Origin of the sequence: Klebsiella sp. P1CD1 (genome assembly GCF_003790505.1) — a bacterium.
Taxonomy (GTDB): domain Bacteria; phylum Pseudomonadota; class Gammaproteobacteria; order Enterobacterales; family Enterobacteriaceae; genus Klebsiella; species Klebsiella variicola.
Genome location: NZ_CP033631.1, coordinates 3095794 through 3118696 on the forward strand (window position 1 = coordinate 3095794; position 22903 = coordinate 3118696).

At 58.6% G+C, this 22903-nt stretch carries 22 protein-coding genes; 13 read left to right on the forward strand and 9 right to left on the reverse strand.

The window, feature by feature from the left end; genetic code table 11:
- Nucleotides 1-92: 92 nt before the first annotated feature.
- Nucleotides 93-512: an acid resistance repetitive basic protein Asr gene (gene asr, locus DTA24_RS15520; RefSeq protein WP_043875352.1), complete on the forward strand. Its 420-nt coding sequence runs from the start codon at nucleotides 93-95 to the stop codon at nucleotides 510-512.
- A gap of 173 nt (nucleotides 513-685) precedes the next feature.
- Here asr and DTA24_RS28240 read toward each other — a convergent pair whose 3' ends face one another.
- Nucleotides 686-823, reverse strand: a complete 138-nt coding sequence (locus DTA24_RS28240) for a hypothetical protein (protein ID WP_153690771.1) — start codon at nucleotides 821-823, stop codon at nucleotides 686-688.
- A gap of 626 nt (nucleotides 824-1449) precedes the next feature.
- Between DTA24_RS28240 and DTA24_RS15525 the strand changes: the two genes are divergently transcribed.
- Nucleotides 1450-2262, forward strand: coding sequence for a trypsin-like serine peptidase (locus tag DTA24_RS15525; protein WP_012968314.1), 813 nt, complete (start codon nucleotides 1450-1452; stop codon nucleotides 2260-2262).
- On the opposite strand, the gene DTA24_RS15530 is transcribed toward DTA24_RS15525, so the two are convergent.
- The 3 genes from DTA24_RS15530 to kpnE form a co-directional block, all read right to left on the reverse strand.
- Complete coding sequence (locus DTA24_RS15530) at nucleotides 2263-4419, reverse strand: putative bifunctional diguanylate cyclase/phosphodiesterase (RefSeq protein WP_023340084.1); 2157 nt, start codon at nucleotides 4417-4419, stop codon at nucleotides 2263-2265.
- Between the two features lie 107 nt (nucleotides 4420-4526).
- Complete coding sequence (gene kpnF, locus DTA24_RS15535) at nucleotides 4527-4856, reverse strand: multidrug efflux SMR transporter subunit KpnF (RefSeq protein WP_008805028.1); 330 nt, start codon at nucleotides 4854-4856, stop codon at nucleotides 4527-4529.
- Nucleotides 4843-5205, reverse strand: coding sequence for a multidrug efflux SMR transporter subunit KpnE (gene kpnE / locus DTA24_RS15540; RefSeq protein ID WP_008805029.1), 363 nt, complete (start codon nucleotides 5203-5205; stop codon nucleotides 4843-4845). The genes kpnF and kpnE overlap by 14 nt, the downstream gene beginning before the upstream one ends.
- Before the next feature lie 441 nt (nucleotides 5206-5646).
- Between kpnE and DTA24_RS15545 the strand changes: the two genes are divergently transcribed.
- From DTA24_RS15545 to mdcH, 9 genes are all read left to right on the forward strand, one after another.
- Entirely contained in the window at nucleotides 5647-6681 is a 1035-nt protein-coding gene (locus tag DTA24_RS15545; protein ID WP_008805030.1) for an AI-2E family transporter, read from the forward strand.
- 225 nt (nucleotides 6682-6906) lie between these two features.
- Nucleotides 6907-8562 carry a malonate decarboxylase subunit alpha gene (mdcA, locus tag DTA24_RS15550; RefSeq protein WP_023340083.1) on the forward strand — a complete coding sequence of 552 codons (1656 nt, stop codon included), beginning with the start codon at nucleotides 6907-6909 and terminating at the stop codon, nucleotides 8560-8562.
- The gene (locus tag DTA24_RS15555) at nucleotides 8562-9404 is read left to right on the forward strand and encodes a triphosphoribosyl-dephospho-CoA synthase (protein WP_060619331.1); all 843 of its coding nucleotides are present in this window, start codon (nucleotides 8562-8564) and stop codon (nucleotides 9402-9404) included. The genes mdcA and DTA24_RS15555 overlap by 1 nt, the downstream gene beginning before the upstream one ends.
- Nucleotides 9405-9421: 17 nt before the next feature.
- Entirely contained in the window at nucleotides 9422-9721 is a 300-nt protein-coding gene (gene mdcC / locus DTA24_RS15560) for a malonate decarboxylase acyl carrier protein (RefSeq protein ID WP_012541865.1), read from the forward strand.
- Nucleotides 9714-10547: a biotin-independent malonate decarboxylase subunit beta gene (locus DTA24_RS15565; protein WP_123836934.1), complete on the forward strand. Its 834-nt coding sequence runs from the start codon at nucleotides 9714-9716 to the stop codon at nucleotides 10545-10547. Before mdcC ends, DTA24_RS15565 begins: the two co-directional genes overlap by 8 nt.
- On the forward strand, nucleotides 10547-11347 hold the full coding sequence (gene mdcE / locus DTA24_RS15570) for a biotin-independent malonate decarboxylase subunit gamma (RefSeq protein ID WP_038422479.1): 801 nt from the start codon (nucleotides 10547-10549) through the stop codon (nucleotides 11345-11347). Before DTA24_RS15565 ends, mdcE begins: the two co-directional genes overlap by 1 nt.
- A gap of 136 nt (nucleotides 11348-11483) precedes the next feature.
- A complete protein-coding gene (locus tag DTA24_RS15575; protein ID WP_012541868.1) occupies nucleotides 11484-12443 on the forward strand; it encodes an AEC family transporter in 960 nt (319 codons plus the stop codon).
- 3 nt (nucleotides 12444-12446) lie between these two features.
- Entirely contained in the window at nucleotides 12447-13064 is a 618-nt protein-coding gene (locus DTA24_RS15580) for a malonate decarboxylase holo-ACP synthase (protein WP_022066048.1), read from the forward strand.
- The gene (gene mdcH / locus DTA24_RS15585; protein WP_012968320.1) at nucleotides 13064-13966 is read left to right on the forward strand and encodes a malonate decarboxylase subunit epsilon; all 903 of its coding nucleotides are present in this window, start codon (nucleotides 13064-13066) and stop codon (nucleotides 13964-13966) included. The genes DTA24_RS15580 and mdcH overlap by 1 nt, the downstream gene beginning before the upstream one ends.
- On the opposite strand, the gene DTA24_RS15590 is transcribed toward mdcH, so the two are convergent.
- The 4 genes from DTA24_RS15590 to DTA24_RS15605 all read right to left on the reverse strand — a co-directional run bounded on the left by DTA24_RS15590 (nucleotide 13956) and on the right by DTA24_RS15605 (nucleotide 19266).
- On the reverse strand, nucleotides 13956-14882 hold the full coding sequence (locus DTA24_RS15590) for a LysR substrate-binding domain-containing protein (RefSeq protein WP_008805039.1): 927 nt from the start codon (nucleotides 14880-14882) through the stop codon (nucleotides 13956-13958). The genes mdcH and DTA24_RS15590 overlap by 11 nt on opposite strands.
- A gap of 170 nt (nucleotides 14883-15052) precedes the next feature.
- Entirely contained in the window at nucleotides 15053-16237 is a 1185-nt protein-coding gene (locus DTA24_RS15595; RefSeq protein ID WP_023340078.1) for a multidrug effflux MFS transporter, read from the reverse strand.
- 187 nt (nucleotides 16238-16424) lie between these two features.
- Nucleotides 16425-18035, reverse strand: a complete 1611-nt coding sequence (mqo, locus tag DTA24_RS15600) for a malate dehydrogenase (quinone) (protein WP_264756987.1) — start codon at nucleotides 18033-18035, stop codon at nucleotides 16425-16427.
- Between the two features lie 307 nt (nucleotides 18036-18342).
- Nucleotides 18343-19266 (reverse strand): N-acetylmuramic acid 6-phosphate etherase, encoded by a 924-nt coding sequence (locus DTA24_RS15605; protein WP_060619329.1) that lies wholly within the window; start codon nucleotides 19264-19266, stop codon nucleotides 18343-18345.
- Nucleotides 19267-19638: 372 nt separating this feature from the next.
- On the opposite strand from DTA24_RS15605, the gene DTA24_RS15610 reads away from it, so the two are divergent.
- A complete protein-coding gene (locus DTA24_RS15610; protein WP_032732932.1) occupies nucleotides 19639-21255 on the forward strand; it encodes a sensor histidine kinase in 1617 nt (538 codons plus the stop codon).
- Nucleotides 21252-21971, forward strand: a complete 720-nt coding sequence (gene dcuR, locus DTA24_RS15615; protein ID WP_008805043.1) for a two-component system response regulator DcuR — start codon at nucleotides 21252-21254, stop codon at nucleotides 21969-21971. The genes DTA24_RS15610 and dcuR overlap by 4 nt, the downstream gene beginning before the upstream one ends.
- Here dcuR and DTA24_RS15620 read toward each other — a convergent pair.
- Nucleotides 21952-22902, reverse strand: coding sequence for an FAD:protein FMN transferase (locus tag DTA24_RS15620; protein WP_060619328.1), 951 nt, complete (start codon nucleotides 22900-22902; stop codon nucleotides 21952-21954). The two genes, dcuR and DTA24_RS15620, sit on opposite strands and share 20 nt — an antisense overlap.
- Between the last annotated feature and the right edge of the window lies 1 nt (nucleotide 22903).

Below are 22903 nucleotides of genomic sequence, written 5' to 3' on the forward strand. Positions count from 1 at the left end.
CACTCACGGAAAGCTCGAAAAGACAAGCATATAGTGATTTCACCGGCCCCGCAGTGGGGTTGAAATTAAGAAAACTTTTCGAGGATATCAGAATGAAAAAAGTATTAGCTCTGGTCGTTGCCGCTGCTATGGGTCTCTCTTCTGCCGCTTTCGCTGCTGACGCAGTAAGCACCACTCAGGCACCGGCTGCTACCCACAGCACTGCTGCCAAGACCACCCATCACAAAAAACACCACAAAGCCGCGGCAAAACCAGCTGCAGAGCAGAAAGCTCAGGCTGCCAAAAAACACAAAAAAGCAGAAGCTAAACCAGCCGCTGCCCAGAAAGCCCAGGCCGCTAAAAAACACAAAAAAGTAGAAGCTAAACCCGCTGCTCCGCAGAAAGCTCAGGCGGCTAAAAAGCACCACAAAGCTGCGGCTAAACCGGTAGCACAGAAAGCGCAGGCTGCAAAAAAACACCACAAAACCACTAAACACCAGGCCGCTAAACCTGCTGCACAGCCGGCAGCATAATTCCTCCCGGTGAACTAACCTTCTTAATAATCGGCGCTGTTTCAGCGCCGTTTTTTCTGGAGAGCACTATGCTGCGGCGCTATCGTTTCGAGCTCATCCTGATCCTGTTAATCATTTGCGCAGTGGTTGCTACCCGCTTTTTCCTCTATTAATCATTTCCGCCACGCTCTCATTTACTGCTTCTGCTGGCTTTGCAGAATAATAAATACCGTACGGCGATCGCTGACGACACCTTCCCGCGTCTCATTACCCTGAAATTCCTGCGGCACAAAAAATGCCCGGCGCCCGAAGACGCCAGACACTGTAGTCATAAACTAGCGCGCGCCGGCCACCTCGCGGTGACCAGACGCTTCACAGTACGCGCACCGCTTCCATCACCAGATAACCGGTCGCGCCCCAGATAGCGACTGAGACCAGGGAAACATAAACCAGTGCGCGAATACCTTTTTTAGACATATACCCTCCCAACGTCGGGGAAATAGAATTCAGGCTATCATCGCCGGTATTACCTCTCTATTTACTCAACGGCGGAGTGACGGTAACAACGTTTTCGGTGAGAAAATGTTTCGCATTGAAAATAATTACGAGAGGCGTAAAGAAGTGCGAATTCTGGTGAAGTTTTGGCGGGTAAGCGCATTATTTTTCAGCGAATCGCTGGCAAACCAGGAATAATCTCAATGCCAGACTGATGAATTATTCGCCGGGTTCAGTACGTTCTGATACACGAATTTTGTTGCGTCGGACGTCGCTTTCTGCGGAAATAGCTAAAGCAATCAGCTGGCATTAACCGTTTGAAATCAGACGGTTTTGCCAGCGGCAGCGTCAGCCCGCCTCGCCTGATGGCAGCGGTTTGGTCTGATTAGAATTATTGTTTACTTTCAAAAACTTAAATCTCCTGCTACTGTCAATAGACATCATAGCCTCCCCAGAGAGTGATATGCGTAGAGACGTTCTGTTATTGCTGTGTTCATTTTATCTGTTACCTCTGGGCGCACATGCCGATGATAGCGGACTGAGCGCCAAAGATATTAAGACGCTGTTTTTCGGCCATGATGACCGAAAAGCGGTGAGCCACCCCGAGGAAAGCCCGTGGGATGCGATCGGCCAACTGGAAACCGCCAGCGGCAATCTGTGCACAGCGACGCTTATCTCCCCTCACCTGGCGCTGACCGCTGGCCACTGTCTGTTGACGCCTCCGCGCGGCAAACCGGACAAAGCGGTTGCTCTGCGCTTTATTTCGCGCAAGGGCGGCTGGGTATATGAAATTCACGGCATTGAAGGGCGAGTGGATCCGGCCTTAGGTAAGCGCCTGAAGGCCGATGGCGATGGCTGGATCGTGCCCTCCGCCGCGGCGCCGTCAGATTTTGGCCTGATCGTACTGCGCTATGCTCCCTCGGGCATCACGCCGATCCCACTCTTCCCGGGTAGCAAGGCCGATCTCACCGCTGCGCTGAAGGCAGCGGACCGTAAAGTGACCCAATCGGGATATCCGGAGGATCATCTGGATAATCTGTACAGCCATCAGGATTGCATCGTGACCGGCTGGGCGCAAAACAGCGTGCTGTCGCATCAGTGCGATACGCTGCCTGGTGACAGCGGGTCGCCGCTGCTGTTGAAAACGGAGGACGGCTGGCAAGTGATCGCCGTGCAAAGCTCCGCTCCCGGTCCGCAGGATCGCTGGCGGGCTGACAACCGCGCCATTTCGGTTACCGGCTTTCGCGATAAGCTGGAAGCACTGGCCGGAGAGTAATCACCCCTGCGACTGACGCCGCTGCAGCAGATCGGCGATCGGCATCGGTTTACTGAAATAGTACCCCTGAAGCCGGTCGCAGCCGGCCCGCCGCAGCAGCGTCAGCTGCTGCAGATCCTCAACCCCCTCCGCCACGACCGTCATCCCCAGCGCGCGGGCAATGCGCACCGTCCCGCGCACCATCTCCGCCGCCTGTTCATCGCTGTCCACCCGCCCGGCGAGAGATTTGTCGATCTTCAGGCTATCAAAGCGAAAGCGGCGTAAATAGCCAATACTTGAGTAGCCAGTGCCAAAATCGTCCAGCGCCACGGCAATACCCTGGGCCTTCAGATTCTCCACCACCGCCTGCGAACGTTCCGGATTTTCCAGCACATAGCTCTCCGTCACCTCCACCTGCAGGCGCGACGGCGGAAAGCGGCAGGCCGCGACGGTCTTCATCACCCGGTTTTCAAAAGCCGGGTCGCGAAATTGCGCTGGCGAGATGTTCACCGACAAAAGGAGATCGTCCACCGGCTGCAGGTCGCTGCAGGCGCGTTGCAGAACGAACTGCCCGAGGGCATCAATCAGGCCGCTGCTCTCGGCGATGGCAATAAACGCATCCGGCGCCAGCGCCCCCTGCGGGCGTCGCGGCCAGCGCAGTAGCGCCTCCACGCCGGTCATCGCCAGGGTATCGGCATCGACCACCGGCTGATACCAGACCTCAAATTCATCCTGCTCCAGCCCCTGGCGGATGCCGTTCTCAATCATCAGTTGATGACGCCGCACGGCATCCAGCGCATCGTCATACCAGGCCGTCCGCCCCTTCCCGCTCTTCTTGGCGTGGTACATGGCGATATCCGCCCGGCGAAACAGCTCGGTACTGGAACATTCCGCCGGGGCGCCGCTGGCGATGCCAATGCTGGCGCCGATATAAATTTTGCGTTTGCTGAGCGTCACTGGCGCTTTCAGCAGCTCCAGCGCTGCCCAGGCGAACGCCGCCGCCCGGTCAATCGCCTTTGCGCCGCTCACCGCCATGGCGAACTCATCCCCGCCCATCCGCGCCAGCATGGCCCCCGTCGGTACCCGCGTCTGTAGGGCGCTGGCGATATGGCGGATCAGGGCGTCGCCGACATCATGACCATAGTTATCATTGACGTCCTTAAAACCATCCAGATCGATAAACACCACGCACTGAATATCGTGTTTCCCCGTCTCGCATACCTGGCTTAACCGCAGCAGAAGCGCTCGCCGGTTAGGCAGACGGCTCAGCCAGTCAATCATGGCTATCTCCCGCGCCTGACGCTCCCCGCGCGCCAGCTTATACATGCCCAAACTGCTAAAAAGGATAAACAGCAGGATCAGGCTGGCCGCCACCCCGGCGATCAGTCCCATGCTGCCTGACGAGGCCTGCGCCGCTTCAGCGCCAGGCAGGCGCGGCTGCCAGGCCAGGTATCCCAGCACCTCACCCGCCTGCGTTCGCAGCGGAATACGGTAGGCGCCAGGCCCCTCGGCGAGATGCAGATGACGAATCTGAAAGGTGTCACCCAGGCGCTCCAGCAGTTGGGGGTTGATATGCCGGGTTATCACCAGATAGCGCCGCGTCGCATCAAATACCTGAAGCCGACCTGTCGTTGGGCGTATCAGGCCGATGCCGACAAAGGCGATCCCGGCCTCCGTGCGCGTGATACCGGCAAAGGCGTTTTTTCCCTCACGCAATGCCTGTGCATGAGAGCGGATCAGACTGGTCAGCCCAGCCCCAAGAAATGAGAGGTCAGTCCGGGGCAGCACCTGGCTCTGAAAGGCGCCCCACAGGATACGATAATGTTCATCGAGGACAAAGGTGCCATCGTACAGGTTATTGATTTTGAAGCCTGATCCCCAGGAATCGTACAGCCATTTCTGATCGAGTGACGGGGCGTAGGTCTGCGTTACCGCGTCATCCCAGATGGCATTGTCCAGCACCAGCGACAGCACCCGATTGACCGAGGTCTGTACCGCCCCTTCCACCGACAGCACCGAACGCTGCTGATCGATTTCATTAGATTTGCTGGCAATCAGGTGTTGTGAGAGATACAGCAGAGAAATGACCGACGCGGTGAGTCCAAGGCCGGCGAGGAATATCATTATTGACAACGTCCTGGCGGAAGGAATTTTCCGCCAGCCGAAAGCAGTGAACATGCGCAGTCCTCATCGTCACCAGGCACACTATCAGCGAGGGGCTGATCTTGAGTTAAGCATACTACAGAGGACCTGTTTTGCCGCCTGGCTTTGCAGGCGGCGAGACGTCAGGCGAGTTTAATTAACACCATGCCGGCCACCAGCAGGATGAGCCCCGCCCAGCCTTTGTTATTCAGGCGCTGACCAAACAGCACCCAGCCGGCGGCGATGGTAGCCGCGATACCGAAGCCGCCCCACAGCGCATAGGCGACCGAGAGATCGATCCCTTTAACCGCCTGCGACAGGGCGCTGAACGCGCCCAGCACCGCCGCCAGGGACAGGATGCCGTAGACCTTGCGGCGGAAGCCATCGGAAAACTTCAAAAAGACGTTGGCAATGATTTCAAGCACGATGGCGACGGCCAGCCACGCGGCGTGGATCCACTCAAACTGCTGCATGGGCCACCTCCTGCTTTGACGACGCTTTTTTCTGGGTGCCGGACTTAATTAAGACGATCCCCACCACCAGGGTGGTCAGGCCGGCGATCTTCAGCGGCGACAGGCTTTCATCAAACAACAGCACGCTAAACACGGTAATCAGCAAAATGCCGATCCCTTCCCATAGCGCGTAGGCCACACCCAGGGCAATTTTTTTAACCGCAAAGGCAAGAAAAATATATGACAGAGCAATCATGGCCAGCATTAAAATAAAACCGGTATGACCACCGCTCACGCTCGCCCATTTCATCGACAAGGTGCCGGTAATTTCAGCAACAATAGCTAAAGCTAATAAAATCCAATAAAACATGATCCCTTCTCCTGCTTGAGAATATAATCCATTACCGTTTACGCGAGGCGTAAACAGGAAAATTTCTGACGTAGATTTCGCTGTGCGCTTGGCGCCAGCTCAGGCAGAGAGAAGGTGACTATAGCGCCGAATGCCAGTGCTGCTCGCCGGCAAAACGGGAAAAAGAGAGAGAGACTGCGGGGTGGTTTAAAATATACATCCTGAACTGATTGTCCATAAAATTACAATTATCCGCGGTGTTGCTTCTCGTCCGTTGCGGATGAAAATTGTCCTCAGTAGTTATACACAGATAAATTTGTAGCATAGTGCTACATTTAATTCAAAGAATTTGCAATTCTTTACGCCGCCGTTTTGCTTCAATGCGTTTTTTCTGCAAAAAAACGTCATTATGCTAATGTAACGCAACCTGTTAATAGGCAAGGAAGATTGAGGTCGGGACCTATGGCTAAACCCATTATTACACTTAACGGATTAAAGATGGTCATCATGCTGGGCATGCTGGTGATCATCCTTACCGGCATTCGCTTTGCGGCGGACATTATTGTCCCCTTTATTCTCGCCCTCTTTCTGGCGGTGATCATTAATCCGTTGGTACAACTGCTGGTCCGCTGCCGGGTCCCGCGCGTGCTGGCGATCTCGATGCTGATTGGCCTCATCGTCATGCTGGCCATTGTGCTGCTGGCCTCACTGGGGACCTCGCTTAACGAGCTGGCGCGCACCTTACCGCAATATCGCAACTATCTCTACGAGCCGATGCAAACCATCGCCCCCTGGCTGCAGCGCATGGGGTTCACCGTCTCGGTGGTGGAGCTGAATAAATACATCGACCCTAACGCGGTGATGACGCTGGTCACCAGCCTGCTCACTCAGCTGTCGAACGCGATGTCCTCGATTTTTCTGCTGCTGCTGACGGTGGTATTTATGCTGCTGGAGGTCCCCCAGCTTCCCGCCAAGCTGCAACAGCTGATGTCCCGTCCGGTTGAAGGGATGGGCGCCATTCAGCGGGCCATCGACAGCGTGTCGCATTATCTGGTGCTGAAAACCGCGATTAGCCTGGTGACCGGCCTGGTGGTCTGGGGCATGCTAGTGCTGCTGGACGTGCGCTTCGCCTTCATGTGGGGACTGCTGGCCTTCGCGCTCAACTATATTCCCAATATTGGCTCGGTGCTGGCGGCCATCCCGCCGATCCTGCAGGTACTGGTGTTTGGCGGGCTGTACGAGGCGCTGGTGGTCCTGGCCGGCTACCTGATCGTCAACCTGGTGTTCGGCAACATTCTGGAGCCACGGGTGATGGGACGTGGCCTGGGGCTCTCCACGCTGGTAGTGTTTCTGTCCTTGATCTTCTGGGGCTGGCTATTGGGCCCGGTCGGCATGCTGCTGTCGGTGCCACTGACGATTATCGCCAAAATTGCCCTCGAGCAGACCAGCGGCGGTCAGAGTATTGCTTTCTTATTAAGTGATGTCAGCAAAGAATAACCCCTTCTCACGGCCGGCCGAGTGCCGGCCGGCTTGCTCACCTGCGCTCTTCTCTTAGACCACTACGCCTTTCGTATTATTGATCCCTATCACAAACGGTAAGACCCAATCGTTACTCTAAAGCTAACAATTAGCCGCCGTCCTTAATTGATGCGCAGCGCCGCGCATCGCACACTAACTTCCACCAGGACAAACAAAACGATTTGTCGAATCAGGAGGTTAACAATGAATGCTGAACAAACGACGGCGCGGGTCTGGAACCGTCGCCGGACGGAAAAACAGCGGCGGCTGGCCGAAGCGAAGATCGCCGGCAAAGTCATCCCCACTGACCAGCTGGTCAGCGTAATGGAAAATCTGCTCGCCCCGGGCGATCGGGTGGTGCTGGAAGGCAACAACCAGAAACAGGCTGATTTCCTCTCCCGCATGCTCGCCGAGGTCAATCCGCAAAAAATTCACGACCTGCATATGATTATGCCCAGCGTCGGGCGCAGCGAGCATCTGGACCTGTTTGAAAAAGGCATTGCCCGTAAACTGGATTTCTCTTTCTCCGGCACCCAGAGCCTGCGCATTTCGCAGCTGCTGGAAGATGGCCTGCTCGAAATCGGCGCCATCCACACCTATATCGAACTCTACTCCCGCCTGTACGTTGATCTGTCGCCAAACGTCGCGCTGATCGCGGGCTATAAAGCCGACCGCAAAGGCAACCTGTACACCGGGCCAAGTACTGAAGATACCCCGGCGCTGGTCGAAGCCGCCGCCTTCCACGATGGCATTGTGATAGCCCAGGTCAACGAACTGGTGGACGACGAATGCGATCTGCCGCGCGTGGATATTCCCGGCTCGTGGATTGATTACGTGGTGGTCGCCGACAAACCGTTCTTCATTGAACCGCTGTTCACCCGCGACCCGCGCCTGATTAAGCAAGAACACATTCTGATGGCGATGATGGCGATCAAAGGCATCTACGCGGAGCATCAGGTGCAGTCGCTTAACCACGGTATCGGCTTTAATACCGCTGCTATTGAACTGCTGCTGCCCACCTACGGCGAACAGCTCGGCCTGAAAGGCAAAATCTGTAAACACTGGACGCTGAATCCGCATCCGACCTTAATCCCGGCCATCGAGAGCGGCTGGGTGGAGAGCGTGCACTGTTTCGGCGGCGAACTGGGGATGGAAGAGTACATCCGCGCCCGCCCGGATATCTTCTTTACCGGCCCGGATGGCTCAATGCGCTCTAACCGCGCCTTCTGCCAGCTGGCAGGTCAGTACGCGGTAGATATGTTTATCGGTTCGACCCTGCAGGTTGATGGCCTGGCTAACTCCTCCACCGTCACCCGCGGCCGCCTATCCGGCTTCGGCGGCGCGCCGAACATGGGCCACGACCCGCACGGTCGCCGCCACGCCACCCCGGCCTGGCTCAATATGATCACTGAACCAGACCCGATGCAGCGCGGGAAAAAACTGGTGGTGCAGATGGTCGAAACCTTCCAGGCCGGCGTGAAACCGACCTTCGTTGAAACGCTCGACGCGGTCGACGTCGCCAAAACCTCCGGCATGCCGCTGGCGCCGGTGATGATTTATGGTGATGACGTGACTCACGTGCTGACCGAAGAAGGTATCGCTTACCTGTACCGCGCGGAGAGCCTTGAAGAGCGCCGGGCGATGGTCGCCGCGGTGGCCGGGATCACCGATATTGGCCTCGGGGTGGACGCCAAACGCGTCGCCGCCCTGCGCCAGAGCGGCAAAGTGGTGTACCCGGAAGATATCGGCATTCGCCGCAGCGATGCCACCCGCTCGCTACTGGCGGCCGGCAGCGTCGCCGACCTGGTGGAGTGGTCCGACGGACTGTACAACCCACCGGCAAAATTCCGGAGCTGGTAATGAAAAATCTCTCCCCCCTGCACGCAGAAAGCCGCGTCAGCTGGCTGGCGCATACCGCCAGCGCGTGTCTGATTGACGAAGCCCGTCTGAGTCCGAAACCGGGCCTGGTCGATAGTCGCGGCAACGGCGCGCATCAGGATCTTAATCTGGACCTGATGGAACGCTCCGCCCGCAGCCTGCAGCCGACCTTTCACGCGCTGGCGCAGCAAAGCTGGCAGCGTCCGGCGGATATCGCCCTGCGCGAAACCGTCGGCCGCCTCGGTCGCGAAGGTGAAGCGCAGATGATGATGGCGACAGGTGGAGTTAACACCCACCGCGGCGCCATTTGGGCGCTGGGCCTGCTGGTCAGCGCGGTGGCGATGTTGGGTGGAGAGGGTCAATCACAGGCGATCGCCGCCGCCGCAGCCGCCCTTGCCCGCCTGCCGGACGGTTTCGCGCCGAAAAGCTTTAGTAAGGGTCTGCGCGCCAGCCGCCGCTGGCAGGTGCCGGGCGCACGCGAGGAAGCGCAGCGCGGATTTCCGCATGTTACCACCCTGGCGCTGCCGCAACTGCAGCAAAGCCGGGCGCGAGGCGCCAGCGAGCCGCAGGCGCGCCTTGATGCGCTGATGGCCATCATGACCTCGCTGAGCGATACCTGCGTGCTGTCGCGCGCCGGCATGAACGGCCTGCACGCTATGCAGCAAGGCGCTCGCGAGGTTCTGGCGGCGGGCGGTTGCGCCAGCGTCGCCGGTCGCGCCGCGCTGTCGCGCCTTGATGCGCAGATGCTGGCGCACAACGCCTCGCCGGGTGGCGCGGCCGATCTCCTTGCCGCCACCCTGTTTCTCGACCGGGTTGCCGGCTAACGCATTCAGAGGATGTTATGGAACAGATTACATTGTCATTTCCTGCCAACCGCGCCCTCAGCGGCAAAGCATTGGCAGGGGTCGTAGGTTCAGGCGATATGGAAGTGCTTTATACCGCCGCACAGAGCGCCACGCTCAACGTACAGATCACTACCTCCGTGGATAACAGCCAGGCGCGCTGGCAGGCGCTGTTCGACAGGTTAAACCTGATCAACGGTCTGCCCGCCGGGCAGTTGATTATCCACGACTTCGGCGCCACGCCGGGCGTCGCCCGTATTCGTATTGAACAAGTCTTTGAGGAGGCCGCTCATGCGTAACGATCGCAGCTTTATCGAACTGCGCGCTCGCGAACGCGCCCACGCCCTGCTGGACGATGGCAGCTACCGCGAACTGCTGGATCCGTTTGAAGGCATTATGTCGCCGTGGCTCGGCGCACAGGGAATCGTCCCGCAGTCCGACGACGGTATGGTGGTCGCCAAAGGCACGATCAACGGCCAACCTGCGGTGGTGATTGCCATCGAAGGCACCTTCCAGGGCGGCAGTATGGGTGAAGTCTCCGGTGCCAAAATGGCCGCCGCACTGGAGCTGGCGGCGGAAGATAACCGCAACGGTATCCCGACCCAGGCGGTACTGTGCCTCGAAACCGGCGGCGTACGTCTGCAGGAGGCCAACCTCGGTCTGGCCGCCATCGCCGATATTCATGCCGCGATTGTCGACCTGCGCCGCTACACCCCGGTCGTCGGGATCATTACCGGTACCGTCGGCTGCTTCGGCGGCATGTCCATCGCCGCGGCGCTGTGCAGCTACCTTATCGTCACCCGTGAAGCCCGTCTCGGCCTCAACGGCCCGCAGGTTATCGAGCAGGAAGCCGGCATTGAAGAGTACGACTCCCGCAACCGGCCGTTTATCTGGAGCATGACCGGGGGTGAAATTCGCGCCGCCAGCGGCCTGGTCGACGCGCTGGTTAACGATGGCGTTAATGCCGTTAAAACCGCAATGAATGAGGCGACCGCCAAAGGCGTACCAGCCCAGCACCGTAGCGACAACTATGACGATTATCTGCGTCGCTTGAGCCAGTTCGATACCCGCCAGCAGGCGGATACCGCGCAGATTAAACAGCTTTTTGCCCGGGAGGATAAATAATGAGTCAGTTCCCAAACCGCGCCGCGCTGTGGCTGAATAAACTGGCGCCCGACGCGCCGCTGATGAGTGGTCTGTGCCCGTCGGTGCAGGTCGCAGATGGCCAGATTGCTGGCGAAAGCGTCCGCTTTATCGCCGTGGTGCCAGACGCCAACAACCACTACCCGCGCGCCGCCGGCGGCGAAGTCGGCTTGCTGGAAGGCTGGACGCTGGCGAAAGTGGTCAATGAAACCATCGCCGCTGACGCCGACCAGCCTGTCAAACGGCCGATCGTCGCGGTAATTGATGTCCCGAGCCAGGCCTATGGCCGCCGCGAAGAAGCTTTCGGCATCCACCAGGCGCTGGCCGGGGCGGCAGGCGCCTATGCCAAAGCCCGTCTTGCCGGCCACCCGGTGATTGGCCTGATTGTCGGAAAAGCGATGTCCGGGGCGTTTCTGGCCCACGGCTACCAGGCCAACCGCCTGATCGCCTTTAACGATAGCGGCGTGCTGGTCCACGCGATGGGGAAAGAATCGGCGGCGCGCATTACGCTGCGTACCGTAGAGGCGCTGGAGAAACTGGCGGCGACGATCCCGCCGATGGCCTACGACGTCAGCAACTATGCGACGCTCGGCCTGCTCTCCGCCCTGCTCGATATCAGCCATCCGGATGCGCCAGACGAAGGCGATCTGTCGCTGGTCAGCCGTACCCTGCGCGACGCCATCGCTGACGCGCGCAAAGATACCTCGCTGAAGTGCCGCCTGGGCGCGGAAAACCGCCGTAGCTCACAACTGGTTCGCGATCGCATGCGCGCCAGCTGGTAAGACGTTCGTACGTAAGTAGTAGAAGAAAACCTGCCGGAAGCTGTCCCCCGGAGCGCGGAATACACGCTCCGGGAAGGGACGGCTTTTAGAAAAAATAACAATCGCGCCAGTACTCTATTTTATTTACAGGTGATTTATGACTTATGTGATTATTCATGCTCTTGCCCCGATTTTCGTCATTATGCTGCTGGGCTTCTGGGCCGGTAAGGCCGGGATGGTAGATAATAAAAATGTCTCCCTGCTCAATATCTTTGTAATGGATTTTGCCTTACCCGCCACGCTGTTTAGCGCCACGGTACAAACGCCGTGGGCCGGTATCGTCGCCCAGTCGCCGCTGGTGCTGGTGCTGACCGGCGCGATGTGGATCACCTATGCCGCGATCTACTTCCTCGCCACCAGCGTGTTCAAACGCACGCCGCAGGATGCCGCGGTGCTGACCCTCACCGTCGCCCTGCCAAACTATGCCGCGTTGGGTCTGCCGATCCTCGGCAGCGTGCTGGGTGAAGGCGCGTCAACCTCGCTGTCGGTGGCGGTCTCTATCGCCTGCGGCTCGGTACTGATGACCCCGTTCTGCCTGCTGATTCTGGAACGTGAAAAAGCCCGCGCCGCAGGTGAAAACAGCGGTTCTACGCTGGCGATGCTGCCGGTGCTGATGTGGCGTTCGGTGAAAAAACCGATCGTCTGGGGCCCGCTGCTTGGGGTGGTGCTTTCCGCGATCGGCATTAAAATGCCGGAAATGCTGCTGGCCTCCATCAAACCGCTGGGCCTGGCCGCCACCGCCGCCGCGCTGTTCCTCACCGGGGTGATCCTGTCGGCACGTAAACTGCAGCTCAATGCGCTGATCGCCACTTCCACCATCGTAAAACTGCTGGTGCAGCCGTTTATTGCCTGGGGTCTGGTGATGCTGCTGGGTCTGCACGGTTCCATTGCCATTACCGCGATCCTGATGATTGCCCTGGCCGCCGGCTTCTTCGGCGTGGTCTTCGGCAACCGCTTCGGCGTCCAGTCTCCTGATGCTGAAGCCGTGCTGCTGTTAAGCTCGGTTCTGTGTATCCTGTCGCTACCGCTGTTTATCTCTTTGACTTCAGGACTGTAAACCATGTCATCAACGCCGCGTCCCCACGATTTACTCTGGTTAAACCACGCCAGCGCCCTGGAAGCGATTGCCGAGCCGTGGGTGGCTCAGCAGTGGCGAGCCGCGCTGCCGGTGGTGGTGAGACGCGACGTTGATAACCAGGCCCGCATCCCGGTGGGGGTGCGGGGCATGAAGCGCGAGCAGCGCGCCGCCGGTTGGGTCCAGGCGCACAATATCGTGCGCTGCGTGACGCCGGAAATGCTGGTGGAGCGCGAGCGTCTGCTGGGCTCCCCTTTTGTTTCACAGCCGCCGGTTCAGGCGGCTATCGCCCTTACCTTATACCCCTGGTCCTGGGGCTGGGGCGTCACCGGCAGTACCGGCTATGCGCTGGCCACTGAGATCCCGGTACTCCATGCGGCAAGCGATCTGGATCTGCTGATCCGCGCGCCGCAGCCGCTGGATCGCGAGGCGCTGCGCGAATGGCAGGCCCGTGTGGCCCAACTGCCGTGCCGCGCCGATACCCAGGTAGAAACGCCCTACGGCGCCTTCGCCCTTAATGAGTGGCTGCGCGATGGCCGTGCGCTGCTGAAAACATCCCATGGCGCACGCTTAACCGCGACGCCGTGGCACAGGGAGGAATGATGAAGATTTTATTTACTTTTCCCGGTCAGGGCGGCCAGCGCCCCGGCATGCTGGCGGCCATCCCCGATCGCGAGGCTATCTTCACCCAGGCGCGCGCCGTGCTGGGGGATGAAGTCGCTACTCTCGATAGCGCCGACGCGCTAAAACACACCCGTGCGGTACAACTCTGTCTGCTGATCGCCGGGGTCGCCTGGGCGCGCGAGCTACAGCGCCAGGGCGTGGATCCGCAGATGGTCAGCGGCCTCTCTATTGGCGCGTTTCCGGCAGCGGTGATTGCCGGCGCGCTCGATTTCGCCAGCGCGCTGCGGCTGGTGGCGCTGCGCGGCGATTTAATGGAGCAGGCTTATCCCGAAGGTTACGGGCTGACGGCGATTATGGGGCTGACCCGCCCGCGGGTTGAGGCGCTGATGCAGGGCCACGAGGTTTATCTCGCCAACCTCAACGCCGAAACGCAGATCGTGATCGCCGGGCGCGATGAGGCGATGGCCGAGGTGGCGCAGCTGGCGCTGCGGGCTGGCGCCAGTAAAGCCCAGCGGCTGGCGGTCAGCGTGCCCTCGCACTGCGCACTGCTTGATAAACCCGCCGCAGCGCTGGCAAAAGCCTTTGCCGACGTCACCTTAACGCGCCCTCAGCGCGCCTATTTAAGCGGCTCGACGGCGCGCGTGCTATGGGATCCGCAGCGGATCGCTGACGATCTGGCGATGAACATGGCGCGCACCGTGCACTGGCAGGAGGCGATGATCGCCGCCGATGAACGCGACGCCAGGCTGGCAATCGAGATGCCGCCCGGCGGGGTGCTCACCTGCCTGACCCGCCAGGCGGGCTGGCGCGGCGAGACCATTTCGCTGGAGCGCAGCGGCGTAGACGTCGCCCGCCATCTGGCGCAGCGGCTTAGCGATTAATACTGCGGGCGTACATCCGCCCTTCCGCCGCCAGCGCCAGCAGGTCGGCATCGCGCTCGCGATGGTGCGAATAGACGATAGAGATCAGCTGGCGCATCTGATAGGGTTCCGCCAGCTTTAACAGCTGCACATCGTTTTCATAAACTTTCTTCATGCGTCCCGGCAGCAGCGCGAAGCCGACGCCTGCCTGCACCAGACTTATCATCGAAAAGATATCATTCACCCGGGTCACAATTTCCGGCTCAAAACCGGCCACCTGAAAGGCCTCCTGAAATCCGGCATAAGTCGCAAACCCTTCCGCCAGCGAAACAAACTTACGATCGGCATAATCGCGCAGGTCGGCAAGCTGAGTGGTATTCAGCTGTTCCGTCGCCGGCGCGGCGAGGAAGATATCATCTTCAAACAGCGGCACCACGTCGAAGGCCGAATGATTGTACTCGCCTTCATTGGTGGCGATTAAGATAGCATCCAGCGCATCGTCCTCCAGCATATCCAGCAGCATCTGGTTAGAGCCCATGGTCAGATCCAGCTCCAGCTCCGGGCGACGCAGCTTCATCCCCATGATGATGCGTGGAACGGTTTCCAGCGTCAGCGAATAGAGGGTACCGATGCGCAACCGTCCCTGACCGACGCCGGCGACTTTACGCGTCGCCTCAAGCCCACGGCTCATCAGACTCATCACATCCTGGCAGTATTCAAGCAGCGTCCACGCCGCCTGCAGCGGCAGCAGGTTGCGCCCTTTGTGAACAAACAGCGGGCAGCCGACACCCTCTTCGAGCGTATGCAGCGCGCGGTGCACGCTAACGCTGCTGAGCTTCATGGCTTCGGCGGTTCTGGCGATATTGCCCTTCGCCATAAACATCATAAAGACCGACAGCTTGCGGAAGGTGATCTCCTGGTTGATATCGTCTTTCATAGCCCTTCCACACTCCTGGTTATCGTTTTTCTTCAGTAATTCAAGGCAGTATAACAATAACCCTCACGTCCGTTTTGACCGCAACCGCTAATTATCGTCAATATTCTCCGCGTTGTCGGTTCGCTTACTCGCCAGCCGGGAAATCAACTTGTCTCTATGAACTCAATTCATTAATCGACGCGCCGATGGAGCCACGCCAAAAGCAGGCTGGCGAGCGTAAAAGCGGCCATGATCCACGCCATCGTCCATGGCGTACCGTCGTGGAGCCATGCCAGCAACAGCGAAGAGATAATGCCGCTGCCATACTGCAGCGAGCCGATCAGCGCCGAAGCGGAACCGGCATATTCACCGGCCTCATCCAGCGCTGCAGCGGTTGAGGTGGCGGCAATCACCCCATTCATTGAGAAGAACAGGAAAATACTCACCACAATCAGCACCACGCCGCCGATATGCAGACGCACGCCGGCTGCCAGCACGACGACGGCAATCGCCGATACCGCCAGCGCCGCCTTCAACAGCGAACCTAACGCATGGCGCTGCACCAGACGACGATTGACCACGCTCATCAGCATAACCCCAACGATATTGACCGCGAACAGCCAGCCGTAGTGCTGCGGCGCAACGCCGTAATAGCGAATATAGACATCCGGCGAACCGGTGATAAAAGCGTAAGCCGCGACGTAAAAGAAAGTCAGACTGAGGGTATAACGCATAAACGTCCGGTTTTTTACCAACGCGGCGTAATTGCGAAACGCGCTAAGCGGCGATCCTTTCTGCCGACGCTCTGGCGGCAGAGTTTCCGGCAGCCAGCACAAGGCGATAAACATCAGAGCGCCAATCACCACCAGCAGCCAGAAAATAGTGTGCCAGTTGGTGAATTTAATCATCTGCCCGCCGATCAGCGGCCCGGCAATCGGCGCAATCGCCATCACGATAGTCAGCGTCGAGAGCATCTGCGCGGCGCGGGTACGAGCAAACAGATCGCGAACCATCGCCCTTGCCAGCATCGGCCCAGTGCAGGCGCCAAGCGCCTGAAACACGCGCCAGAAAACAATCTGATCGATGGTGGTCGACAGCGCGCAGCCGGCGGAGCCGATAATAAATAGCACCATGCCGATGAACAGCGGCGTGCGACGCCCCAGCCGGTCGCTTATTGGCCCCCACACCAGTTGCGCCAGTGCAAAGCCAATCAGAAATCCGGTGATCGTCAGTTCGGCATCGCCGTGCAGTTGCGCGGCCATCATCGGCATGGCCGGCAGATAGATATCGGTGGAGAGCGAAGTAAAGGCCATCAGGCCGCTTAAAATCAAAATAAAAAGCGCCCCGCTGGTGGCGCGCTGATGCGATGAAGTCATTATGGTATCCGTTAAGGAGAGGAAAGCGGTGAAGTGCCTGGCTATTTTAGCCGGTTTCGGGGCAACGGATAATCCCCGGAAATCATAACAGGGTGATGAGCATCATTCATAAATAGCGGCAGGGAAAAGTGGATGTAAAAAAGGGAAGACCGTGGTCTTCCCTTTTGTTCACTGCACGAATGTGCTTTTAAAGCGCCATATCGTGCTGCGGCGAGGCGTCGCGCTGCGGTTCAGCCGGTTTGGCGGTCGCGGTTGGCGCAGCCGCTGGCATCTGGATCACCGGCGGCTTAGTCAGCTGCAGCGCCGCGGCGGTGTCATCCCATACCTGCTGGGTTAGCGCCACGTTACCGTTCAGCTTCTGACCGTAGCTCGGCACGATAGCGTGAATACGGCTCTGCCACTCCGGCGAGTTAAACTGCTGCGGGAACATCTGCTTGAGTACGTTCAGGGTGATCGGCGCGGCGGTGGAAGCCCCCGGCGACGCGCCGAGCAGCGCAGAAATCGTTTTCTGCTGATCGACCACCACTTCGGTACCGAGCTTCAGAACGCCGCCCTTCTCCTCGTCTTTCTTGATGATCTGCACGCGCTGACCGGCCTGGATCAATTTCCAGTCTTCTTTACGCGCGTCCGGGTAGTACTCTTTCAGCGCAGCAAAACGGTCATCATCACTGAGCATCACCTGGCTGACGAGATATTTCACCAGATCGAAGTTGTCGAGACCGACGTGGGTCATCGGCAGCACGTTATCGGTGGTGGTAGTGCTGAGCAGGTCAAAGAACGAACCATTTTTCAGGAACTTGGTCGAGAAGGTGGCGAATGGCCCGAACAGCACCACGCGCTTACCGTCGAGATAACGAGCGTCAAGATGCGGCACCGACATCGGCGGCGCGCCGACCGAAGCCTGACCATAGACTTTCTCCAGATGCTGCGCGGTGACCGCCGGGTTCTCGGTCATCAGGAACGAGCCGCCCACCGGGAAACCGGCATAGTTATCCGCTTCCGGAATGCCGGTTTTCTGCAGCAGCTTCAGCGCGCCGCCGCCGGCGCCGATAAAGACGTATTTGGCGTCAATAGTCTGCGCTTCCCCGCTCTGCACGTTCTTAATCGTCACGTGCCAGGAGTTGTCAGCATTGCGTTTGAAATCGGTCACCTCGGAGGAGGTTTGCAGGGTGAAGTGGTTATTTTTCTTCAGGCTGCCGATCAGCTGGCGGGTAATTTCGCCGTAGTTGACATCGGTACCCACCGGCGTCCAGGTGGCGGCCACTTTCTGCTGCGGATCGCGACCTTCCATCACCAGCGGCGCCCACTGTTTAATTTGCGCGTGATCGGTGGAGAATTTCATCCCCTGGAATAAGGTAGTCTGCTGCAGCGCGTTATAACGTTTTTGCAGGTAATCCACATTATCGCCCCACACGAAACTCATATGCGGTGTGGAGTTAATAAAGGAGTGCGGGTCGTGCAAAATACCGCGTTTCACCTGTGCCGACCAGAACTGACGGGAAATCATAAACTGTTCGTTAATATCCAGCGCTTTGCTGACGTCAATCGACCCGTCCGCTCGTTCCGGGGTATAGTTCAGCTCCATATTCGCTGAATGGCCGGTACCGGCGTTATTCCAGCCGTTGGAAGATTCCAGGGCCACGCCGTCCAGTTTCTCCACCATGGTCAGGTTCCAGTCCGGCTGCAGCGCCTGCAGCCAGGTGCCGAGCGAGGCGCTCATGATCCCGCCGCCAATCAGCAGGAAGTCGGTTTTTTTAGAGGTATCCGCTTCAGCATGCGTCGCCGCGCTGACGAACATCGCTAATGCGGTAAAGGAAATAATCGTTTTTTTCATTGCAGGCATAATAGAATTATCACGTAGCACACGGTAATAAGAGGCAGCATATTAACGCACTTTTACTTTATTTTAAAATATCATTTACACTCTGGCATTTTTAATCAAATAATTATTTAACTTAAAAAAGCAAAGCGAGACATCAAAATGATACCTGGTGAAAAATAAGATCGAAAATTCAGCCTGATTGCTGAGAAAAATAAAAAATAGAGATTTTTTTAGTTAATAAAGTCCAGGCGCGTACGACAATCGCGCGCGCCTGGCTGAGGGGTTAATGGGCGGGAGTAGTCGTGCTGCTGCGGTGTGCTTCGCGCAGGGCGAGACGCAGGTGATTATGATGTTGCGTCAGCAGCTCGCGCGCGTGCCAGGCATCCAGCCCGCTGAGCAGCATCAGGATCGCGGTGCGGCAGTGCTGATGGCAGCTGGCCAGTGCCGCTTTTGCTTCACTGCGCGTGCAGTCGGTGGCCGCCATGACAATCGCTATCTGCCGCTCCGCCCAGTGCGAATTGTCAGCCTGCACGTCCACCCGCAGATTGCTGTACACCCGACCGTCACGGATGGCGAGCGCGGTCGTCAGCATGTTGACGATCTGCCGCTGGGCCAGTTGAGCCTTCGGATTGGCTAAGCCTGCCACCGCTTCCGGCCCGGTCTGTGGGGCAATAATGATATCCGCCAGCTGCGCCGCCTCGCTGGCCGCCTGCTGAGTGACGACAGCGATAGGGGCCCCCAGCGACCAGGCGTGGCGCATCGCGCCCCACACCCATGGCGTCTTGCCGCTGACGGTCAACGCCAGCAGCATATCGTGGTTGGAAAAGTCCAGCGACTGCAGTTCAAAGGCGCCCAGGTCATAATTATGTGCTGCGGTTTCCCGCTCGGCCATCGCCGCCGTCTGCCCACCGGCAATCAGTCCCACCAGCGCGTGTTTGCCTTCCGGCGAATAGTCGCTGACCGCCTCGATGGCCGTCCGGCCTGACGCCCCGGCGCCGATAATGACCAGGCGCCCTCCCCGGCCCATCGTCGCGGTGGCGACATCAATCAGCCGGGCGATGTCCGGCAGGCAGGCGCCGACCGCCTCCGATATCTGCTTATCATCCTGATGCAGCATCGCCAGCATGTCTGCCGTGGCGAGACGATCGATGTGAGTGGTATCCGGGTGACGGCGGGCCTGCATTGCAGCGGTTAGCGAACTGTTCATAACAACCTCCATTTACAACAGAAAAAGCGCATCTCGGCGACATCAGCGGCCTGATGCATATCCTTATATTCACCAGGTCTATTTAACCTCTGCCGCCACTATAAGTGGAATGTTCTGTGCTTTACCGCCGTCGGGGTCACAGTTTACCGTCCCCAACGCTCGTTTACGGGCGATTGTCGGTTATATGAGCAATGCTGTCTTACGTCTCATCTTCGCCGCCCGCTGGCATGGCCAGCCAGAAGGATTGCTGGCAGAGCATGTGAAACGGTTTACGTATCGGCTAAACCGCCTCGATTGGCTTTGATTACACGGCTTTATGAAAACCGTCCTATCGGCGATAATATGCCTTCACTGAATCTATCCGGGATCGTCATGAAGGCATCAGAGCAGCAGCCTCGCGTTCGCCAACGCGCCTTACCGTTAAAGCTGAGCACCGCCGTATCCTTGATGATTGGCAGCGTCATCGGCGCCGTGCTCCTGCTGGTCTATGCCCTGTGGTATATGCAGATCAGCAATGCCACCCGCGACGGTCTGAAAGAGACCGCGCTGGCGGTGGCGCGCACCATGGCTGATATGCCGCAGGTGAAGCGCGGACTGGAGGCGCCCCCGCAGCAGCAGATCATTCAGCCGCTGGCGCAGGCCATCACCCGGCGCAACGACCTGCTGTACGCTATCGTCACCGATATGCACGGTATTCGCTATTCGCATCCGGATACCTCTATCATCGGTAAGCGGTTTATCGGCCGGGATATCCTGCCCACGCTGCAGGGAAAAGAGAACGTTGCCATTAACCACGGCGTGCTGGCCCCGGCGCTGCGGGTATTCACCCCGGTGTTCAACGACCAGCACCAGCAAATTGGCGTGGTGGTGGTCGGCATTTCGCTGAGTAAAGTGGACGAACAGATCGCCAACAGCCGCTGGGACGTGCTCCTGACAATCCTGTTCAGCGCGCTGGTCTGCGCGCTGGGCACCTGGAGCCTGGTACGCGGTCTGAAGCGCGTCCTGCTGGGGCTGGAGCCGCAGGAGATTTCCACCCAGTTTCAACAGCGTCAGGCCATGCTTCACGCCCTGAAGGAGGGCGTCGTTGCCGTCGATGCCCACGGCGAAGTCAATTTGATCAACCCGGCGGCGCAGGAGATCCTCTTTTCCGGCCCGGACAAAACCCTCGCCCACACGCCGCTACTGGCCGACCTGCAGACCGTCTTGCAGAGCGGCGAGCCGATGTACGACCGCGAACTGGGATGCAATGGCCTGTTGCTGATCGGCAATACGGTGCCCATTCGCAACCAGGAATCGGTGGTCGGCGCCATCTGTACCTTCCGCGATAAGACCGAGGTGAGCCAGCTGCTGCAGCGGCTGGATGGCATGATGAGCTATGTGGATGCCCTGCGCACCACCTCTCATGAATTTATGAATAAACTGCACGTGATCCTCGGCCTGCTGAATATGAAAAGCTATGGCAAACTCGAGGAATACGTGCTGCAGACCGCCCACCGCTATCAGGCGGACATCGGCGACATTCAGCACCGTATTAAATCCCCGGTGGTGGCGGGCTTCCTGATAAGTAAAATTCAGCGCGCCACCGAGTGCGGCTTTACGCTGACGCTGGCGGAAGAGAGCCTGGTGCCGGATTGCCCGAACGAGAAGCAGGTCACGGTACTGGTGACGGTGCTGGGCAATCTTATCGAGAACGCGCTGGACGCCATGAGCGGCCAGGCGGAGGGTGAGATCGGCCTGCTGCTGCACTACCAGGACGGCTGGCTAAGCGGTGAAGTGAGCGATGACGGACCGGGGATCCCGGAAAATAATATCGACGCTATCTTTAACAAAGGTTTCTCCACCAAAGGCGAGAATCGTGGCGTCGGGCTGTTTCTCGCCAACCAGCAGCTGCGCGAACTGGGCGGCACCCTCGCCGTCGAGTCGGAACCCGGCGTATTTACCCAATTTTTTGTTCATCTCCCCTGGGATAGTAAAAGGAAACGTGCGTGATAAATGTGTTGATTGTTGACGATGATGCGATGGTGGCCGAACTGAATCGCCTGTACGTGGCAAGAGTTCCCGGCTTTCGTTGCAGCGGGAGCGCTTCGACGCTCAGTCAGGCCCAGGAGATGATTAACGATAAGCAGCGGGAGATCGATCTGGTGCTGCTGGATGTCTACATGCAACAGGACAGCGGGCTGGATCTACTGCCGACCATCCGCGAGTCGGGGCGCGCTATCGATGTCATCATGATCACCTCGGCGGCAGACGCCGCCACGGTGCAGACCGCGATGCATTACGGGGTGGTTGATTACCTGATCAAACCTTTCCAGTTTCCGCGCTTTGAAGAGGCGCTCACCACCTGGCGGGAGAAGCGTAAACTGATGACCGGCCAGCCGTATTACGAACAGGCCGACGTCGACCGTCTGCTGCACGGCGGCGCGCCGGAGGCCAGCGACGCGCGCAAGCTGCCCAAGGGGCTAACCGCGCAAACGCTGCGTACGCTCTGCCAGTGGATTGACGCCCATCCGGACGTTGAATTCTCTACCGATGAGCTGGCGGCGGCCGTAAATATCTCCCGCGTCTCGTGCCGCAAATATCTGATTTGGCTGGCACAGATCAATATCCTCTACACCACTATCCACTACGGCGCTACCGGGCGACCGGTCTATCGCTACCGCCTGGTCGCCGAACAGTACAGTTTGCTTAAGCAGTACAGTCAATAACCTGATAGCCGCTGTCCAGCGGCGCAAAACGCAGCCGCTGCGGCGATGAGAGAATGATGTCGCGATTTTTGGTGACGAAAATCGCGTCGATATCCTCACGCTGACGCAGTGCTGCGCAGCCCTTCTCTACGCCGAGGCCGAACAGCAGCGTAGTCCAGATATCGCCGTCTAAAGAATCCGTGGAAATCACTGTCACGCTGTCGAGTTCGTTATCCAGCGGATAACCGCTGCGCGGGTCGAGAATATGGTGCCAGCGTTTGCCGTCCTGCTCAAAATAACGTTCATAGGTTCCGGAAGTGACCACCGACTGCCCGTTGATCGTCAGGGAGCCAATCAGCGCCTGCGCGTCGGCAAACGGTTTTTTCAGGCCAATGGTCCATTCGCCGAGGGTATGCACATTGCCGCCGAGATTGATCAGCGCCTTCGCCACCTGCTGCTGACGGAGATAATCGCGCACGCGGTCAGCGATATAGCCTTTGGCGATCGCCCCAAGATCCAACTCCATCCCCGGCTGCTGGAGAAACACGCTACAGGTAGTCTCATCGAGGATCACCTCCTGTGGGCGGGTCAGCGCCAGTCGGGCTCTGATATCAGCCGCGTCAGGCACGCTGTGCCCCTGAAAACCAATTCGCCACAGCTTCACCAGCGGGCCGATGGCAAGATTAAAGGCGCTGTCGCGCACCATGCTGGCGGCTTTGGCGCACTGAATCAGCTGAAAGACCGGGCGACTGACCGTGACCGGATGGCGTCCGGCGGCATGGTTGATATCCATCACCTGCGACTCGGCACGGTTAACGGTAAGCAGATCTTCGTAGCGTTTAATTAACTGAAATACGCGGGAGGCCAGCGCCTCATCGTGGGAATAAAGTTTGAGCAGAATGGGGGAACCCATCAGGACGGCGGAGTAGCTATAGACGCGGTTATCGGACATC

Excerpts from the sequence above, each read along its gene's own strand:
- asr (WP_043875352.1), top strand. The coding sequence starts at position 93 with ATGAAAAAAGTATTAGCTCTGGTCGTTGCCGCTGCTATGGGTCTCTCT.
- DTA24_RS28240 (WP_153690771.1), bottom strand. The coding sequence starts at position 823 with ATGACTACAGTGTCTGGCGTCTTCGGGCGCCGGGCATTTTTTGTGCCG.
- DTA24_RS15525 (WP_012968314.1), top strand. The coding sequence starts at position 1,450 with ATGCGTAGAGACGTTCTGTTATTGCTGTGTTCATTTTATCTGTTACCT.
- DTA24_RS15530 (WP_023340084.1), bottom strand. The coding sequence starts at position 4,419 with ATGTTCACTGCTTTCGGCTGGCGGAAAATTCCTTCCGCCAGGACGTTG.
- kpnF (WP_008805028.1), bottom strand. The coding sequence starts at position 4,856 with ATGCAGCAGTTTGAGTGGATCCACGCCGCGTGGCTGGCCGTCGCCATC.
- kpnE (WP_008805029.1), bottom strand. The coding sequence starts at position 5,205 with ATGTTTTATTGGATTTTATTAGCTTTAGCTATTGTTGCTGAAATTACC.
- DTA24_RS15545 (WP_008805030.1), top strand. The coding sequence starts at position 5,647 with ATGGCTAAACCCATTATTACACTTAACGGATTAAAGATGGTCATCATG.
- mdcA (WP_023340083.1), top strand. The coding sequence starts at position 6,907 with ATGAATGCTGAACAAACGACGGCGCGGGTCTGGAACCGTCGCCGGACG.
- DTA24_RS15555 (WP_060619331.1), top strand. The coding sequence starts at position 8,562 with ATGAAAAATCTCTCCCCCCTGCACGCAGAAAGCCGCGTCAGCTGGCTG.
- mdcC (WP_012541865.1), top strand. The coding sequence starts at position 9,422 with ATGGAACAGATTACATTGTCATTTCCTGCCAACCGCGCCCTCAGCGGC.
- DTA24_RS15565 (WP_123836934.1), top strand. The coding sequence starts at position 9,714 with ATGCGTAACGATCGCAGCTTTATCGAACTGCGCGCTCGCGAACGCGCC.
- mdcE (WP_038422479.1), top strand. The coding sequence starts at position 10,547 with ATGAGTCAGTTCCCAAACCGCGCCGCGCTGTGGCTGAATAAACTGGCG.
- DTA24_RS15575 (WP_012541868.1), top strand. The coding sequence starts at position 11,484 with ATGACTTATGTGATTATTCATGCTCTTGCCCCGATTTTCGTCATTATG.
- DTA24_RS15580 (WP_022066048.1), top strand. The coding sequence starts at position 12,447 with ATGTCATCAACGCCGCGTCCCCACGATTTACTCTGGTTAAACCACGCC.
- mdcH (WP_012968320.1), top strand. The coding sequence starts at position 13,064 with ATGAAGATTTTATTTACTTTTCCCGGTCAGGGCGGCCAGCGCCCCGGC.
- DTA24_RS15590 (WP_008805039.1), bottom strand. The coding sequence starts at position 14,882 with ATGAAAGACGATATCAACCAGGAGATCACCTTCCGCAAGCTGTCGGTC.
- DTA24_RS15595 (WP_023340078.1), bottom strand. The coding sequence starts at position 16,237 with ATGACTTCATCGCATCAGCGCGCCACCAGCGGGGCGCTTTTTATTTTG.
- mqo (WP_264756987.1), bottom strand. The coding sequence starts at position 18,035 with ATGTTCGTCAGCGCGGCGACGCATGCTGAAGCGGATACCTCTAAAAAA.
- DTA24_RS15605 (WP_060619329.1), bottom strand. The coding sequence starts at position 19,266 with ATGAACAGTTCGCTAACCGCTGCAATGCAGGCCCGCCGTCACCCGGAT.
- DTA24_RS15610 (WP_032732932.1), top strand. The coding sequence starts at position 19,639 with ATGAAGGCATCAGAGCAGCAGCCTCGCGTTCGCCAACGCGCCTTACCG.
- DTA24_RS15620 (WP_060619328.1), bottom strand. The coding sequence starts at position 22,902 with ATGTCCGATAACCGCGTCTATAGCTACTCCGCCGTCCTGATGGGTTCC.